Origin of the sequence: Bartonella sp. CL71SXKL, assembly GCF_042194935.1 — a bacterium.
Lineage (GTDB): Bacteria > Pseudomonadota > Alphaproteobacteria > Rhizobiales > Rhizobiaceae > Bartonella.
Map to the genome: position 1 here is coordinate 1 of NZ_JBHINI010000103.1, position 791 is coordinate 791.

A 791-nucleotide genomic window follows, 5' to 3' on the forward strand; every position below is an offset into this window, starting at 1 on the left:
CTTTCTTTACCTTCCGCATCAACTTTCTTGATCACAAAACTTGGTGCTTTCCATTGTCCATCTTTATCATAACCTGCCCCTCCACCAAAATAGGTCGCAAATGTCTGATTCATTGAATAAAGCTGATTGCCCGTGATCGCTTCTGTTGAACCTTTAGAAACTTCTCCATCTAATAGAAACTTCAATTTGCTGTTTTCTTGTTCCGCTATAACTTGACCATCTTTCTCTTTGTTCTTTACATGACGCGCCACAAAGGCATGCGCGTCATCGTTCCACAACAAAGCATTCTGCTCAATGGTCTGCGTAAGTTCATTGCTGTTCTTAGAAAGCTCATTATGAAGATCTGTCAGCGATGTATCAACACCGCTAAAGGCTGAACCAACATCATGATATGACTGACCACCAACAACATACGTCGGAAGATTACCTACAAGCACATCAGCACCACCACCTAAATAGCTCGATGTATTTTTAGAAACACTGTCTAGACTGGTAGTCACTGTCGTAACATTTTTATTAGTCGCAAATAACTGAGAGCCATTTACAACTTCTGTCGATTCTGCTGAAAGCACTCCTGCCTTAACACCAGAAAGAATCCTTTCTTCTTTCTTACTGTTGGCAATATTGAGTTCTGTACCTTCTACTTCTTTCCCAATAGTAATAACCTTCGTATCATCATCCTGCTTGGCAAGGCTATCACTCACTACATTCGTCACATCATTATGAACATTCGTGATAGAACTCGCAACACCAGCAAATGCTTCCGCTACACTATTGTAAACCTTTTCCTC

At 40.8% G+C, this 791-nt stretch carries 1 pseudogene; it reads right to left on the reverse strand.

Going from position 1 to position 791, the window contains the following annotated elements:
• Positions 1-791, reverse strand: a pseudogene (locus ACFILA_RS09710) (hypothetical protein); the annotation flags it as partial.